We start from the raw sequence: 15822 nt of genomic DNA on the forward strand, positions 1-15822 counted from the left end.
TTAAGGCGTCATTGAGTTTTGCTCATGCTTTGCTTTGCATCGTTTAACGCTTGCTCACGCAGCACTCGTCGCAACACTTTTCCGACAGGGCTGCGAGGAAGCGTTGTGCAAAACTCAATCGATTTAGGCACTTTGTAGCTGGTTAAGCGCTCTTTGCAATAGTCCCTGATTTGTTGTCCGCCCATTTTGGGGTGGCGGCTGATCACGAATAGCTTAATTTTTTCGCCAGTATGCTCATCAGGTAACCCAATCGCTGCACAGTCCTCAATCTCGGGCATGGCCTTAACAATATTTTCAATTTCCGTTGGATAGACCTTAAAGCCTGAGACATTAATAACCTCTTTGCTTCGGTCAACAATGCGCAACACGTTCTGCTCATTGAGCATGCCGATATCACCCGTTGCAAGCCAGCCGTGTCGTGTGATGACTTTGGCCGTTTCTTGCGGTTGTTGCCAGTATCCGGCCATGACCTGAGGGCCTCGAACTTCAATTTCCCCTATCTCACCGCGCGGGAGAATTTCGCCAAGTGGACCAACAACGCGCACTTGCGTCTGAGGTAACAAAGGTCCAGCTGTTCCAATCTGGACTTGATCTGGTAAATTGACACTGACAACAGGTGAGCATTCTGTGAGTCCATAGCCCTCTGCGATAGGGCATCCTGTGGTGACTTCCCATTGCTGTGCGAGGCTTGGGGTCAAGGCCATTCCACCCGAAATAGTGATGCGTAAGGCCTTAAAATTGACTTTTTTAAAATGCGAGTGCTGGAGTAGTGCTGAAAATAGAGGATTAATCCCTGAAAAAATTGTGGGTCTTTGCCGTTTAAACAGTTTGATTAAGCCTGAGATATCCCGTGGGTTGGGGACAAGTTCGGTGCGACAACCGATGCTGAATAATGACAAGGTCAGCATAAATGCGTAGACATGGTAGATAGGCAGAGGTTGTATTAGTCGCTCTTGTCCTTGCTGGGTATAGTGTCGCAGCAGTTCGTTTAATTGAGCCAAATTCGCGATTAAATTGCCGTGGGTCAGCATGGCACCTTTGGCAATACCTGTTGTGCCTCCAGTGTATTGTAATAGAGCGAGCTGATCGCTTGAGATTTCAATCGGTGTAAAGTCTTCAGCTCGAGCCATCTGCAACAGCTCCGGCAGCGAAATTGCATTGCTCAAATCGGGTGTACAATAGCGTAGTTTAAAATGCCTCAAGTAGGCATTGAGGAGCAAACGCTTTGGGTAGGCATGCAGGTCGGCAAGTTCGGTTAAGATCGTCCATCTCACTTGAGTATTTGGCAAAATCCTCTTTAAATCTTTTGCCAGCGGTGTAAACGCGACGAGGGCTTTGGCCCCGCTGTTAATCAACTGGTTTTCAAGTTCGTTTGATGTGTACAAAGGATTGGTGTTCACAACAACCAAACCTGCTTTGAGGGCACCAAATAAGACCACTGGATACTGAATGCTATTGGGGAGTTGAATGGCTATGCGATCACCCGGTTGAAGTTGGGTGTGCTGCTGTATCCATGCTGCAAAGCGTCTGGCTAGATTGTCGAGTGCAGTAAAGCTTAGCTCTGCCCCAAGATGAGAAAATGCAGGTTTTTCGGAAAATCTCAATACGACTTGATCAATGACTTGATTCAGGTTTTGATATTGAGTCTGAGGCTGATCGGTTATTGTTATCATGATTTCCTCTCCCATCGCTACATCAATTGTCGTACTTCAAGTCAAACTATGCAAATGCCTTACAGGAATACCCTCAATAAATATAACCATTTCACCGGTTTTATAACGATTCCAGTGTTCGTTGTTGGTTAAGGGCTCGGTTGCAATCACCGTGACGATGTCATTTGGTGTCGTGACCGCTTCAAAATTGACCGCTATTTCGCAATCGCTCAGACGGGCTTCTCCAAAAGGAGAGCGACGTGTGATCCAGGAAAGTTTACTTGTGCAGTAAGTAAACAGATGCGTTGACTCACTCAGTAGCATGTTGAAAACGCCTAATGCTCTGAGGGTTTCACAGCGAGCATGGACAAACTGAATAAGCGCGTCCATCGTGTCTGGAGGGGTAGGGAAATGATGGCGAATCTCACCAAGCAACCAACAAAATGCATACTCGCTGTCGGTTGTGCCAACCGGTTGATAGTAATTCAAAGGCCATGAAAATAGGACAGGGTCAAGCTGACCGTTATGTGCAAAGCACCATTGTCGTCCCCATAGCTCGCGGCTAAACGGGTGTGTGTTCTCTAAGCTAATATTGCCAACGTTGGCTTGCCGTATGTGACTAATAACAGTACAACTTTTGATGGGGTACTCGGCGATTAAGCGTGCAATTTTTGAATCAACACTGGGAGCAGGGTCATGGAAGGTTCTCAGTCCTTTACCTTCATAAAATGCGATACCCCAGCCGTCTTTGTGTGGCCCAGTGCCTCCTCCGCGTTGCATAAGTCCGGTAAAACTGAAGCAGATGTCTGTAGGTACATTTGCACTCATGCCTAATAGTTCACACATAGGTCAATTACTCTTGTTTTGTTAGGGTAATACGATCAGGGAGCGAGTCTATCAGTTGCATGGCGTTATCAATCATCAGCTCGCTAGATGAGTAGGTCGAGTGGTGCTCTGTGGGCTTAGGTCGTTCAGATACGTCTGCTGCCGATAATGCATCAGGTAAGGTGCGCTCACCGATAAAGTGTCCGTCATTATCGATTTGTAATTTCGCGCAACACAGGCGTCCATTGACCGTGCCGCCTTTCTCAATATGAAGGTGGTCGCAGATGATTTCACCTTCTAAGCGTCCGTTCACATAAATGGTTTTCGCAAAAATTTGTCCTGCAACTACACCGTTGCGACCGATGGAAATATCATCGGTAGAGTGTAGGCTGCCTTCGAATGTGCCGTCAATATGCATTTTACCGCTGATGACAGTGTCACCATAAAAGCGATTTCCTTCAGCAATGATGGTTACTGCGGACCCGCCTGATTTAGCGGATATATGGCGCTTAATGATTCCCACGGAATATCCTCTACGGCGTTAAAAATATAATCAAAATTACTCAGTCCCCAACGTGCAAAAGGATAAGGGTCTAGAGGGGTGAGTAAGTGTCGCACTTCATAGTGTAAATGAGGGCCTGTGACACGCCCAGTTTTACCCACGGTCCCGATCAGTTGGCCTTTATGGACATATTGTCCCTGTGCGATCTTTATTTCATTTAAATGCGCATAAAAAGTTTTAAAGCCGAAATTATGCTGCAAGATGATGAGATTACCAAATCCTGAACCAGACTCCAAACCTGCACGCTCAACAATACCGTCTGCCGTGGCGTAAATGGGTGTTCCAATCGGTGAGGGGAAGTCGATGCCGTTGTGTTGTGAGCGACGTCGTGAAATTGGATGTACGCGTTCACCGAAGCCAGAACTGATTTTAGCCCCTTTAACGGGGAGGCCATTGGGTATTGAGTGTAATAGAAATAAACGTTGTAAGGCGGCTGCTTTCAGAAGGTCTGTGCGTTCCTCAGGAGAGGCAGGTTGTTCGGGTGAGGGTATAATGCCAAGGATTGATTCCATTTCATTTAAATCGGCATCAAGGCGAATCACTTCTTCTTCTAGCTGATACTTTTCATTTTCCAGCTGATACTTCTCATAAAACGTTTCAGTGAAGAGCTCGCTCAGCTCAATCAGGTTTTTCATATAAGATTGCTGAGTCCCAAGTGCTTCTATGTACTGCTCTTCAAGCATCAGTTTTTCTTGTGCGAGTCCGTTAAGGTGATCTCGGGTTTTTACAAGAAGAAGGTTTGAAACAAAAAAGCTTAAGGCCGAGAGGAGAAGAAAAAGCCCCACTAGGTATTTAGCGAGCTGATTGAGGGTGTACTGTTTTGACCCTCTCACGGTGGTGAGGGTGATAATTAACTTCTGACGCAAGCGAATAACCTAGACATAATAAAAGGCATAGCTCCATGAGCTATGCCGTACAATCAAGGCAGACGTATGTCCCTAATTCTGCCTCGAGTTTTTAGCGTGCTCGAGAGCTTGAGGCATTGCTTGAACGCTTTCCATTCGCTGGAGCGCGGCGCTTGCTTTTGTTGCCAGGTGCGCTGTTGCGATCAGTGCCTCTTTCCTTTCCATCTTCAACCCATGGGCGGATGTTTAGGGCTTGGCCACAAATGCGTGCACGCTTGAGTGTCTGTATTGTATCCGCTGTGATACCTGCAGGTAAGTCAACGGTGCTAAACATCTCGCTAATGTCGATACGTCCAATGTGTTGGCTTTCAACACCCGCTTCATTTGCGATGGCGCCAACAATATTGCCTGGCTTAACCCCGTGCTGATAGCCAACTCCAATCCAATAACGCTGCATTCCTTCTGAAGGGGCATCATTACGAGGTGCGCCGCGACGAGGTTTTTCGTCACGAAGGGATTCGCGAGGACGTCTTTCGCGTGCTGGAGCAGGCTCGCGCTCATCCATGAATAAAGGCTTATCGTTATACATAAGCTTCAGTGCGGCGGCTGCAATTTGCTCTGGAGTTAGCTCACCTGACTCAGTTAAGGTCTTAATTATTGAGGCAAACTGAGTTGCTTCGTTGCTTTCAGCGGCAGCAATTAATTGGCTTTGCAAACGTTGAACGCGTAGCTCATTGATCTGCTTGGCTGTTGGTAGCTCCAGCATTTCAATAGGCGAGCGTGTTGTGCGCTCAATTTGTTGCAACAGACGTTGTTCGCGAGGTGCAACAAACAGTACAGCATCTCCGTTACGACCAGCACGACCTGTACGACCAATACGGTGAATATAGGACTCGGCATCGTAGGGAATGTCGAAGTTGATAACGTGGGTAATACGCTCAACGTCTAAGCCACGAGCTACAACGTCTGTTGCTATAACGATATCTAAATCGCCACGCTTCAGTTTATCAACAACACGCTCACGCTGCGCTTGAGCGATATCGCCATGAAGTGCAAATGCCGGAAAGCCTGCGCGCGTTAATTGCTCTGCGACTTCTTCAGTCGCATTTTTGGTTCTGACGAAGACCAGTACGCCTTCATGCTCGCGAAGTTCGAGTAAGCGAGTTAGAGCCATGATTTTTGTCATGCCACGAACCGTCCAAACGCGTTGGCGAATGGTGCTGGCGGTAGCCGTTTGACTTGCAATCTTAACGACCGCTGGGTTGGTCAAGTAGTTATCCGCGATGCGACGAATCGCAGGTGGCATCGTTGCTGAAAAGAGTGCAATTTGGCGTTGAGCAGGGGTGTGCTCAAGGATCCATTCCACATCATCAATAAAGCCCATGCGCAGCATTTCGTCGGCTTCGTCTAGAACCAGCGTTTGCAGTTTGTCGAGTGCCAGCGTGCCACGACGGATATGGTCCATGACACGGCCAGGTGTGCCAATGACGACATGCGCACCGCGGCGAAGGCCACGCAGCTGCTCATCGTATCCTTGCCCACCGTAGATTGATAGGGTGCGGATACCGTTTAAATGCTTTGAGTACTTCTCGCACGCAGTGGCAACCTGAAGTGCAAGTTCACGCGTTGGTGCTAGGATCAGCAACTGCGGATGAGTTTTAGATGGATCAAGGCGTTGCAACAAAGGGAGTGCAAATGCCGCGGTTTTACCTGTACCTGTTTGAGCTTGGCCTAAGAGGTCGCGTCCTTCCAAAAGAGGAGGAATAGAGCCTTCTTGGATTGGGGATGGGGTTTCATACCCCACGTCGTTAAGTGCTTCAAGAATAGGTGTAGAGAGGCCCAAGTCACCAAAAGTGGTGGGGCGAATATCAGTATTCGACATGCTGTGATTTTTTACCTGGTAGAAGAGAGGTGTTTCGTGAAACGTGCCGCTCAGTTAGCTTAGCAAAGAGGCTGGCCGCACACATCAGCAGCAGTGCCTCAGAAAAGAGGTAGTATTCTACTTAAAGTAATTGTATTTGTCTATAGCCTCTGCGAATCATATTCATCTACTCGTTAAGGAAGGGTCTAAGTGCCTGCCCGATCATTCGTGCATCCGCTAATGCACGGTGCGGACGTTCTTGGATATCTAAGTGGCGATTTAACTGACTTTGCTGTTCGGGAGTTAAAAAGGAGTAAAACCCGCTGACTTTAAAACGCATGGGTTTAGAGGCTTTATCAAACAAACGTTGTAGCCACATGTAATCAAAGTCGGGTGCGTCAGAAATGACGACTTGATCGATCCCTAGGTTGAGTCTGTCACATGCGTCTTCGAGGCTGATGCCTTCTTTATCCAGCAGGTTACGTGAGATGTTATGAATCGATTCTGCATTACTATCCCAGTACTCCCAAGAGGCATCGGGCTTGATTAGAAAGCTGATCGATGTCTCTGGGTGCTGGGTGTCATACACGCCGATCTCAATCGGGTAGGATAAATCTGGATCGAGACCTGATGCCTCAATGTCAATCACTTGCATGCGTGAATAGCCTGTAGTTATATACACTTATTACTTTTTTGTCGGCGTTAGCTTATCATCAGCCGTTGGCGTAGTAACAACTTTTTAAAGTGGTTTTCCGTATTTTGTGTGGTGCCTTTGCTGTGCATCAAATGTTAACTTATTAGGATTGGTTTCTGTATGCAAACGATACAGTCAGATGCAGTAGTTAGTTTTTATTATACATTAAAAAATGAGCAGGGTGAGGAGCTTGAATCAAATCAAGGTCATACGCCGATGGCCTACTTGCACGGTCACAACAATATGATTCCTGGGCTGGAAGCCGCGATGGAAGGTCATGCCGTTGGGGACGAATTTACCGTGACCTTGTCGCCTGAAGAGGGTTACGGCGTGCGCGAAGAAGGGTTGGAAATGAAAGTGCCTGTTAAGCACCTGCAGGGCTTGCCGCAGGGCGCTAAAACCTGGAAGCCTGGGATGATTGCGCTGGTTGAAACCGATCAGGGTCGTCGCCATGTAACGGTTGTTAAAATGGGTCGTTTTATGATTACCGTTGACACCAATCATCCTTTGGCGGGTCAGACGTTGTCCTACGATATTAAAATCGAAGATATTCGCGCTGCTTCAGATGATGAAATCGCACATGGACATGCACATGGAGTCGGTGGTCACCACCATGATTGATACAGATGCGAAGGCATCTGGATTGGAGTTGGTAGGTTGGCGAGAGTGGGTCGCACTGCCTGAGCTTGGTGTATCAAGCTTGAAGTGTAAAGTCGATACGGGCGCGAGAACCTCTGCCTTGCATACGTTCCATATTGATGAATTTAAAAAGGACGGTCAGCGTTGGGTGAGGTTTGGTTTGCATCCCCAGCAAAAAAACACACAGCTTGAAGTGTGGTGTGAAGCGCCAGTGAGTGATGTGCGTCAGGTCACAGATTCCGGCGGGCATATGACGGAGCGCTATTTTATAGTGACACCTTTGTTAATAGGTTCGCATCGATTTGATGTTGAAATGTCCTTAACCAGCCGTGACAACATGTTATTTAGGATGTTATTAGGGCGGCAGGCCTTGAAGCGCATGTTTTGTGTCAACCCTGCAGCATCCTATCTGCAGGGTAGACCGAGTCTGTCTTAAGTTGGAGTTGCCTAGATGCCTTGGCTGTGAAAGGTTGCCATCGCATATTCAACGCGATCATCAGCCAAGCGGTGAGGCTTGCGGATTTTTTCGATGTGACGCAGTCTAGGCAGTAACCCCTTTCCGTTAGCAACTTGGATAGATAAACCGGGGCGGGCGTTCAACTCTAGTAGTTGAGCGCCTCGGCTTTTATCTAGAACAATGTCTGTTCCTATATAGCCCAAATTGCTCATCTCGTAACAGCGCGAAGCCAGTAATAGCATGTTTTTCCAGTCTGGAATTTTCAAGTCGCCGAGGGGCATTTTTGTATCTGGGTGCAGGGTGATTGGGTTGGAAAATTGAACTGCTTTGAGTCCTTGGCCAGTTGCGATGTCCAAGCCAACGCCGACTGCGCCCTGGTGCAGGTTTGCTTTGCCATCGGATGCGTGTGTGGCGAGCCTCAGCATTGCCATAACCGGATAGCCTCTAAAAACGATGATGCGGATGTCGGGTACACCTTCATGGGAGTAACCTTTGAAGGTGTCATCAAACTCGATTAAATCCTCAATAATAGCAACATCGGGTGCTCCGCGCAGTGAGTAGAGGCCTGCTAGTGTGTTGGTCAGATGACGACGTATATCTTCGATGCTAACTTCGGTGCCTGAGGATTTGATGAACTGATTGCCCTTGCGGCCGATGATGACCAGTATGCCCTTGCCGCCAGAGCCGCGTGAAGGTTTGATGGCAAAACCATTCAGATCCATAAGTCGGTCTTCTATGTGACCTATTTCATGCTGAGTTTTCACAACAAAGCGCAGTGTTGGCGTCGCTACGCCGTACTCTTCGGCAAGCAGTTTGGTTTTCAGTTTGTCATCAACCAAAGGGTAAAAGCGGCGAAGATTGTAGCGGCCGATAAAATCAACATTGCGACAGTTCATGCCTAAAATGCCGGCTTTGGCGAGCCTGAATGGACTGACCCAGTTCATGCTTTATCTTCCTCAATCATGGCTCTAAAGCGACGCAGTCAGATAGCTTGTACCCGGTATATTGTCCCATCAGCATGATAATGGCCAGAATGATCAGATTGAGTTCTGGGAAGTTGAAGCTCAAGTGGCCAGATAATGGCAACTGCATGAGTAGGTAGGCAAGTACCGCGACAAACAGGCTGCCACCGCCTTGCGTGACCACTTCGCGAGGGCCTTCCTCTTCCCAGAGGATCGACATGCGCTCAATGGTCCAAGCGATAATGATCATTGGGAAGAAGGTAATTGTCATGCCAGTGCTAAAGCCCAATTGGTAACCGACTAGGCTTAAGAATGAGACTAAAAATACAACCAATACCACCAGTGTTGCAATACGGGATACCAGCAGTAGATTGAGGCGTGAAAGGTAGGTACGTATGACCAGCCCCATGGCGACAATGCTAATAAAGCTAATTAAGCCAGTACCAGGGATGTTTGTAAAAATGCCAAGGCAATCAGAATGGGCATAAAGGTTCCAGATGTCTTTAAGCCCACAATAATGCGCATAAAGACGACAACCATGGCGCCAAGGGGGAGTAAGAACAAGAGTTTAAACATGCTTTGTTCTTCGATGGGTAGCGTGTGAACACCTAGCCATGCAAATCCTTGTCCTGCAAATTGAGTTTGCGCGAGCTCTAGCGCAGGCAGAGTCTGCTCTATCATCGAAAAGCTCACTCTGGAGTTTACCCCTCCGACCACATCGAGTAGCGAGTTTGAGCCACGTTGCCACAGTAAAATGTCTTCGGAGAGCCCTTGTTGCCCAGTGCTCGGGTCGAACACGAGCCAGCGGTCTTTTGCAAAAATTTCAATCACAGGGACGAGAGATTGCCGACGTCGAGCGTCTTCAAGTTGAAGCCCCATGGAAATGCGTGCTGGAATGCCAGCTTGATTTAAGAGTTTATCCATGACAATCACAGGCGGTTGGTTGGCTAAAAGAAGCCCTGTGTTTTGTCCAGGCTCAGGGTTGAGAAGTAAACGCATCAGCTCGCGAGTGAAACTCTCGGGCGAGCTGGATTTGCTCTGCGCCATTTCGATCACGTATTCGGCAGCGGTGGCTTCGGGGCCGTCCCAAAAAACGGGTTGGGGATTGGGGGTGACGTCGACAAGCTCAGTGTCTAGGTTTTTAGATCGAATCAGCTGCGCTTTGTAATAGAGTGTTTGCGCCCCATCAGCGGAGTTTTTTGACCATTCACCGCGCCGTCTTCCATCGTTTTCGATAATTGAAAATCCATAGCCTGGGGAGGCGGCCAGTTCGTTTAGAATTGCATATCCGGGCGGATTGTCGGGTAAGTCTAAGCTAGCAAGAACCGGCGCGTTTTGGGCATTAAAATCAACCCTTGCTTCAATCAGCCAGACTTTTTCTTGCTGTCCGGGTAGGAACGGAATGCCAAGTTGGACGTGTCTAAGTAGGGCTGTGCACAGCCCTGTAAAAATTAACAACGCAACGATTGTATAAAATGGAACTCGGGATACCATGCGGATACCTGTCTAAAAAGCCTGAGGTGCTCAGGCTTAAGGTGTGGTCTGATTAATGTTCAGTGGTGCAATATGTTGTTTGCTCACATCCACCACCATGAGGTCTCTTAGAATATTGCGTCCAATAAGTACAGGGAAGTCCAGATGGCTACGGTCGGTTAATGTGAACTCTGCCGTTTGCGAAATGTTACCCAGTGTAAAGCGCAGCTCAATCACGGGTCTGCGCTCGTAATCATCGGTAATTGACTGACTGATGCGGACTACACGAACAACTTGCCGTTCAAATGTGGCGTCGTCCCCCGTGGTGGGATGCACAAAGTCAAAGCGAACCCAGCGCTTTCCATCGCGTTCAAAAAAATTAATATTGCGTGCATCAATTGAAGAGGTTGTTGCACCTGTATCGATTCGAGCAGGTAGTACGACGTCCAGGTTTGCCAAATAAACGCGTTCAGCTTCACCGACCACTTGTTTTTCGAGGCCGCCAAGCACCAGTGTTCCTGAACTGCCTTGTGGTGGGCAGACCAAGCGTGGTTGGGGAGCGCACTTAGGTGGTTCCACATGGGTTTTGATGGTGTTGGTGAGCCGTTCAATCATGCTCTCAGATACGGCATCGTAAGACGATAGAATATGACTGACTGCAAGCTCTTGCTGTTCAGATAATGAAGAAATCTGATCAGATTGAGCGTCCAGCTTAGTATCAATCCTTTCAACAACACCTTCTTCGATGTACATGTGCCCGGGTGCACAAGCCGCCAATAAAGACGCAAGCGAGAGTGTTAACAGAGTGTGCCGAAAGTGCATCTAAAACTCCAATAGTGAGCAAAATTAAATTGCATAGATTTTACTCGAAAATTGAACCAGTTAAAAATCAATCCATGAATTGTTGCAAAAAATATTCTCGCATGGATGTTTTACGTGCGAAACGTTACTATTATCACTTAAAACTGGATGCGCTAATGCACAGGAATTTTTTCTAAAAACAGTTATAATATAAGTACGTTTAATACGTACTGTTCATACAAGGAGCTTTAAATGATAATTCAAGTCAATACCGATAGCAGTATCGAAGGCAATGAGGCCTTAAATGCCCACGTACAAGCCACTGTCGAAAAAGTTTTAGGGCGGTTTAGTGAAAAAGTTACCCGCATTGAAGTTCATCTTCACGATGAAAATGCCCATAAATCGGGTGACAATGATAAGCGTTGCAATATAGAAGCACGTGTATCAGGGTTACAGCCTATTGCGGTATCTGACCACGCCGACTCAACCGGTAAGGCGGTTAGCGGTGCATGCGAAAAAATGAAAAGCGCGCTCGAGAGCACATTGGGCCGCTTAGCAAATCACTAATCTTCATTGATTTGCGCCCCCGTCAGTCCATGTGACGGGGGTTGGCATGAATAAGAACCACTTAAAGTAACGCTTCAATCGCCTCGATTACTTCACGAGCGTCTGGTCGAGTTGTGCTAGGAAACGCCTGAACAACCTTACCGTCACGATCAATCAGATATTTGTAGAAATTCCATTTAGGTGCGTGGGTTTGTCTGGCAAGCTCTGCAAAAATTGGATGCACATCGGACCCTCGAACATTGATATGTGTGAACATATCAAATGTCACCCCAAAATTCTGGAAGCATACACGCGCTGTATCGGCTTCATCTTTTGATTCTTGTAAAAAACTATTAGATGGAAATCCAGCCAAAATAAGCCCACGGTCTTTATAACGCTGATGCAGCGCTTCGAGCGCTTCAAATTGCCCTGTAAAACCGCAGTGGCTCGCCGTATTAATAAAAAGTAAGGGCTGTCCTTGGTAGTGATCTTTAAGATGGACAATCTCGCTGGAATGTAATCGTTTTAGATCGTGCTTCAAAAGGGCATCAATCGTAGACGCTGGTTGTGCCGAAGAGGTTTGCGAAAACAACATGATACATCCTAAAAGTATATATTTAATGGTAGGCATGGTTTTACCTCATAGAGTCTTGAAGGTATTTACGGGTGAATGGGCATTTTGGATTCATTGTGCTTTTGTCTGTAAACAGTTTTGAATGACTGTCTTTAAAAGGGTGGCTAAACGCCTAACACCGGGGTGAGCGTATTCACCGTCACTTAAAATTAAGTAAATAGGGACCTCCCGTACAGCACCGCTCACCAAAGGAAGGGCTTTTAAGTTTCCTGCTTTAAGTGGCTGTGCAATTTTAAGCGTGGGGTACCATGCAAATCCTAATCCTTGGCAGGCACTTTTAATGGATGTGTGAACGCTGCTAAATGTCCAGCGTTGATGGGCGCCTAGCAGCCTGCATCGAGCCGTCTTGAGCCAGAATCCTTAACAACCAGTTGTCTATGACTTTTTAAATCATCTAGTGTTAAGGGGGCGTCATTGTGATGAAGAGGGTGTGAGGGGTGTGCAACCGCTAGAAACTGAATATTCAACAAAAAGTGTCCAGTAAATCCAGGTGGAACGTGCCCACCAATGACTAAGTCAGCTTCATGTCGTAACAGTGCTTCATCTGTGCCACTCAGCGCGCTTTCCACCAAGGTGATGCGAATCTGCGGATGTTCGCTCGCAAATGCATTTAGAACGGACAGCATCAAATCTTCAGGAAAAATAGTGTCCATGGCAATTCGAATTTCGGGTTCCCAGCCTTGTGTAAAATAATTGGCGAGTGTTTCGATGCGTTCAGCATTTTCCACTAATTGCCGCGCATGTCTTAGCAAGGCTTCACCTGGAGCGGTTAGGACGCTTTTCGGCCATCAATCTTAAACACGGCAACGCCCAGTGCTGATTCTAACTTTGAAATAGCGTAGCTAACCGCTGATTGACTTTTGCGAAGTGCTTCAGCGGCTTGTGCATAGCCACCTTCATCGACAACTGCGATTAACGTTTGCCATTGCTCCAACGTGACGTTCATGGGGTAAACCTATCAGTTTTTTCGATCATATTTAACAGTTTTTATGGGTTTATTATTCATATTATAGATCACATAATGCGCATACTGAACTCAAGGAGATACCTTAATGAAAACATTACTTCAAGTTAAAAGCAGTATTTTTGGTGATCAAGGGCAATCTGCACAATTGGGTGCTGTCCTAATTGAAAAGTGGAAAGCGGCATACCCTGAATCCGCTGTGGTCGTACGTGATCTGGTGGCAGACACTATCCCGCATTTTGATATGTCTGTTATTTCAGCGCTCATGACAGATGAAGCAGATCGTACAGATGAGCAGCGTGCTGTAGTGGCGCTCTCTGACGACTTGGTGAATGAAATTGCATCAGCCGATGCATTGATCATTTCGGCGCCTATGTACAACTTTGCAGTGCCATCTCAGCTTAAAGCTTGGGTGGATATGATTGCACGTAATGGTGTGACATTTAAATACACGGAAAATGGACCTGTTGGTTTGTTGGCAGACAAGCCTGTTTACATTTTGGCTACACGTGGTGGAATGTATAAAGATGCTGGATTGGACCATCAAGTACCTTGGTTGAAGCAAATTCTGGCATTTTTGGGGCTAACAAGTGTTCAAGTGATCTATGCTGAAGGCTTAAACATGGCTGAAAAAGAAGCCTCTCTCGCTGAGGCTCAGGAGATCATTGCGAGCATTTCAGTTTAAGCGCTAGGTTGGAGGAAACGATATGCAATTACGTTCAATCAAAAAGGTTATCAATGCTATTGATAGCCAAGACGGTGCAGGTGTTAAACTCAAACGCAGTCTTGGGCAGCGTCAAAATATGCGGATCGATCCGTTTTTGATGTTGGATATGTTTTCATCTGATAATCCTGATGACTATATTGCGGGGTTTCCTCCACATCCTCATCGTGGGTTTGAAACCGTCACTTATATGCTCGAAGGCAAAATGCTGCATAGAGATCATATGGGGAATGAAGGATTGTTGTGCTCTGGCGGCGTGCAATGGATGACAGCGGGTCGAGGTGTTATTCATGAAGAGCGCCCTCAGCAAGATCAAGGGTTAATGCGTGGGTTTCAGTTGTGGGTGAATTTGCCTGCAGCTGAAAAAATGAAGCCCGCAGCCTATCAAAATATAGACCCGGAAGAGGTGACTCGCTTTTCGTTTGAAGGTGGTACGGCGAATTTAGTTGCAGGTGCTCTGACCTTGGATGGAAAGGACTACCAAGGGCCTGTTGCAGGAATAGTGACCGCGCCTTTGTTTGTTGATCTGACGTTAACCGCTAACGCGACACTGGATGTTCCTGTGTCAGCAGAGCTTTCTGGGTTCATCTATGTGTTTGAAGGTAGAGCGAAAGTGGCCGATCAAGCACTGAGAATGCATGCAGCCTATGAATTAGATGCGGGGGATACGGTTCGTATAGAAGCAGGTGATCAAGGTGTACGCCTACTCTTGATTGCGGCAAAGCCTATCAATGAACCGATTGTGCAATATGGTCCGTTTGTGATGAACACGACGGCTGAGATTGAGCAAGCCTTGCAAGACTACAGAGATGGTGTGCTGGCTCAGTAGATACTTCAAAATTGTCAAGTCCAAAAGCATCAGGTAGACCATGTCTATGCTTGGTGCTTTTTTATTGGGAGTAGGGTGACCCTTTTGCTATATATCCACCTAGTTCTACTGTCACATCTTGTCTAGAGTTGTTGTATGCCCTCTTCACTTTGTAGATAATTCGCTTCGATTAAAGACTGCGAGCCTCTTTTAGTGATTCACGCAGTTTTTGACTGCAATTCAGTCTAGTTGATGCTAGATCTATGCTTTAACTTATTTTGATATTGAACTCGGTGATGTGAATGGCGGATTTGCACGGATACTTGAAACTCATGGTTGAGAAGAATGCATCCGATATTTTTTTTAGTAGTTACGCACGTATTCAAATCAAGATTAATGAAGTGATGCGTCCTGTCGGTGAAAAACGTCTGTCTCCGCTCACGGTTCGAGAGGCTATTTATAGTTTGATGACAGAGCGTCAAATCGAAGAGTTTGAGCGCGAATGGGAGATGAATTTTGCCTACTCTTTAGCCGGTGTTGGGCGCTTTCGCATTAATGTGTTTAAGCAAAGGGGCGATATCTCCTTTGTCATCCGTCATATTCGTAATCAAATTCCGTCCATTAGTGAGTTGAATTTACCGCTTATATTGGAAGACTTGGTGATGGAGCGCAGGGGGCTTGTGCTGTTGGTCGGTGCGACGGGGTCAGGTAAATCGACGTCTCTTGCCGCGATGGTTCAAAGTCGAAACATACGAACAACAGGGCATATATTAACCATAGAGGATCCTGTTGAGTATTTGTTCACTAATCAAAAGTCACTGATCAGTCAGCGAGAGGTAGGTATGGACACCCACTCCTACGCACATGGCTTAAAGAACGCATTACGTGAAGCTCCAGATATGATTGTTATTGGAGAAATTCGCGATAAAGAAACCATGTCACATGCTGTTCGTTATGCCGAGACAGGGCATTTATGCATATCCACCCTTCATGCAAATAACTCCTCCCAAGCCATCGAGCGAATTTTAAGTTTTTTTCCAGAGGCGGATGCGCGAAAGTTGCAGCTTGAATTGGCTCAAAACCTGAAAGCGATCGTTTCCTTGCGTTTGGTGAAAGGGATAGACGGTCAGCTAGTTCCAGCGTCGGAAGTGCTAATTAATTCACCTTACATTGCCAGCTTAATTAACCGTGGTGATTTAGGGAAAATTAAAGAGGCTGTTGAGCAGGGGGGAGATGGCTCTATGTTTACATTTGAAGACTCTCTGTTTGCACTCTACGAGGCCGGTAAAATTAGCTATGATGAGGCTGTTTACAATGCCGACTCGAAAAATAACATGGCCTTAAAGTTAAAGTTGTTGGGGCGTGAGCCTTAAGG

General features: G+C 46.8%; 18 protein-coding genes and 1 pseudogene. 6 read left to right on the top strand and 13 right to left on the bottom strand.

What is annotated here, in order from left to right; genetic code table 11:
• Positions 1-8 precede the first annotated feature (8 nt).
• The 6 genes from D791_RS01655 to D791_RS01680 all read right to left on the bottom strand — a co-directional run bounded on the left by D791_RS01655 (position 9) and on the right by D791_RS01680 (position 6400).
• On the bottom strand, positions 9-1673 hold the full coding sequence (locus tag D791_RS01655) for an AMP-binding protein (protein WP_162149935.1): 1665 nt from the start codon (positions 1671-1673) through the stop codon (positions 9-11).
• A gap of 36 nt (positions 1674-1709) precedes the next feature.
• Entirely contained in the window at positions 1710-2498 is a 789-nt protein-coding gene (locus tag D791_RS01660) for a class II glutamine amidotransferase (protein ID WP_036506879.1), read from the bottom strand.
• 7 nt (positions 2499-2505) lie between these two features.
• Positions 2506-3000, bottom strand: coding sequence for a bactofilin family protein (locus tag D791_RS01665; protein ID WP_036506881.1), 495 nt, complete (start codon positions 2998-3000; stop codon positions 2506-2508).
• Positions 2949-3905, bottom strand: coding sequence for a M23 family metallopeptidase (locus tag D791_RS01670; RefSeq protein WP_036506884.1), 957 nt, complete (start codon positions 3903-3905; stop codon positions 2949-2951). The genes D791_RS01665 and D791_RS01670 overlap by 52 nt, the downstream gene beginning before the upstream one ends.
• Before the next feature lie 91 nt (positions 3906-3996).
• Entirely contained in the window at positions 3997-5766 is a 1770-nt protein-coding gene (locus tag D791_RS01675) for a DEAD/DEAH box helicase (RefSeq protein ID WP_051513953.1), read from the bottom strand.
• A 166-nt stretch (positions 5767-5932) separates the two neighbouring features.
• Positions 5933-6400: a 3'-5' exonuclease gene (locus D791_RS01680; RefSeq protein WP_051513954.1), complete on the bottom strand. Its 468-nt coding sequence runs from the start codon at positions 6398-6400 to the stop codon at positions 5933-5935.
• Between the two features lie 159 nt (positions 6401-6559).
• Here D791_RS01680 and D791_RS01685 point away from each other — a divergent pair, with 159 nt between their 5' ends.
• On the top strand, positions 6560-7060 hold the full coding sequence (locus D791_RS01685; RefSeq protein WP_036506892.1) for an FKBP-type peptidyl-prolyl cis-trans isomerase: 501 nt from the start codon (positions 6560-6562) through the stop codon (positions 7058-7060).
• Complete coding sequence (locus D791_RS01690) at positions 7053-7514, top strand: ATP-dependent zinc protease family protein (RefSeq protein ID WP_036506894.1); 462 nt, start codon at positions 7053-7055, stop codon at positions 7512-7514. Before D791_RS01685 ends, D791_RS01690 begins: the two co-directional genes overlap by 8 nt.
• Before the next feature lie 11 nt (positions 7515-7525).
• Here the strand turns inward: D791_RS01690 and D791_RS01695 are convergent, their stop codons facing one another.
• The 3 genes and pseudogenes from D791_RS01695 to D791_RS01705 form a co-directional block, all read right to left on the bottom strand.
• Positions 7526-8479 carry an alpha-L-glutamate ligase-like protein gene (locus D791_RS01695; protein ID WP_036506896.1) on the bottom strand — a complete coding sequence of 318 codons (954 nt, stop codon included), beginning with the start codon at positions 8477-8479 and terminating at the stop codon, positions 7526-7528.
• Between the two features lie 16 nt (positions 8480-8495).
• Positions 8496-9991: pseudogene (locus D791_RS01700) on the bottom strand (inactive transglutaminase family protein).
• A gap of 36 nt (positions 9992-10027) precedes the next feature.
• Positions 10028-10792 carry an ATP-dependent zinc protease family protein gene (locus D791_RS01705; RefSeq protein ID WP_036506898.1) on the bottom strand — a complete coding sequence of 255 codons (765 nt, stop codon included), beginning with the start codon at positions 10790-10792 and terminating at the stop codon, positions 10028-10030.
• Positions 10793-11023: 231 nt separating this feature from the next.
• On the opposite strand from D791_RS01705, the gene D791_RS01710 reads away from it, so the two are divergent.
• The gene (locus D791_RS01710; protein WP_036506900.1) at positions 11024-11338 is read left to right on the top strand and encodes an HPF/RaiA family ribosome-associated protein; all 315 of its coding nucleotides are present in this window, start codon (positions 11024-11026) and stop codon (positions 11336-11338) included.
• A gap of 61 nt (positions 11339-11399) precedes the next feature.
• Here D791_RS01710 and D791_RS01715 read toward each other — a convergent pair whose 3' ends face one another.
• The 4 genes from D791_RS01715 to D791_RS20560 form a co-directional block, all read right to left on the bottom strand.
• Positions 11400-11912, bottom strand: a complete 513-nt coding sequence (locus D791_RS01715; protein WP_202806786.1) for a glutathione peroxidase — start codon at positions 11910-11912, stop codon at positions 11400-11402.
• A gap of 90 nt (positions 11913-12002) precedes the next feature.
• Positions 12003-12281, bottom strand: a complete 279-nt coding sequence (locus D791_RS21625; RefSeq protein ID WP_337588586.1) for a LysR substrate-binding domain-containing protein — start codon at positions 12279-12281, stop codon at positions 12003-12005.
• A complete protein-coding gene (locus D791_RS21630; protein WP_337588581.1) occupies positions 12275-12703 on the bottom strand; it encodes a LysR substrate-binding domain-containing protein in 429 nt (142 codons plus the stop codon). The genes D791_RS21625 and D791_RS21630 overlap by 7 nt, the downstream gene beginning before the upstream one ends.
• A 17-nt stretch (positions 12704-12720) precedes the next feature.
• On the bottom strand, positions 12721-12897 hold the full coding sequence (locus tag D791_RS20560; protein WP_237748470.1) for a helix-turn-helix domain-containing protein: 177 nt from the start codon (positions 12895-12897) through the stop codon (positions 12721-12723).
• Between the two features lie 106 nt (positions 12898-13003).
• On the opposite strand from D791_RS20560, the gene D791_RS01725 reads away from it, so the two are divergent.
• From D791_RS01725 to D791_RS01735, 3 genes are all read left to right on the top strand, one after another.
• Positions 13004-13600 carry an FMN-dependent NADH-azoreductase gene (locus tag D791_RS01725; RefSeq protein WP_036506904.1) on the top strand — a complete coding sequence of 199 codons (597 nt, stop codon included), beginning with the start codon at positions 13004-13006 and terminating at the stop codon, positions 13598-13600.
• 22 nt (positions 13601-13622) lie between these two features.
• Entirely contained in the window at positions 13623-14468 is an 846-nt protein-coding gene (locus tag D791_RS01730; RefSeq protein WP_036506906.1) for a pirin family protein, read from the top strand.
• A gap of 281 nt (positions 14469-14749) precedes the next feature.
• Positions 14750-15820 (top strand): PilT/PilU family type 4a pilus ATPase, encoded by a 1071-nt coding sequence (locus D791_RS01735; protein WP_036506909.1) that lies wholly within the window; start codon positions 14750-14752, stop codon positions 15818-15820.
• Positions 15821-15822 lie beyond the last annotated feature (2 nt).

Source organism: Nitrincola nitratireducens (assembly GCF_000585235.1).
GTDB lineage: Bacteria > Pseudomonadota > Gammaproteobacteria > Pseudomonadales > Balneatricaceae > Nitrincola > Nitrincola alkalisediminis.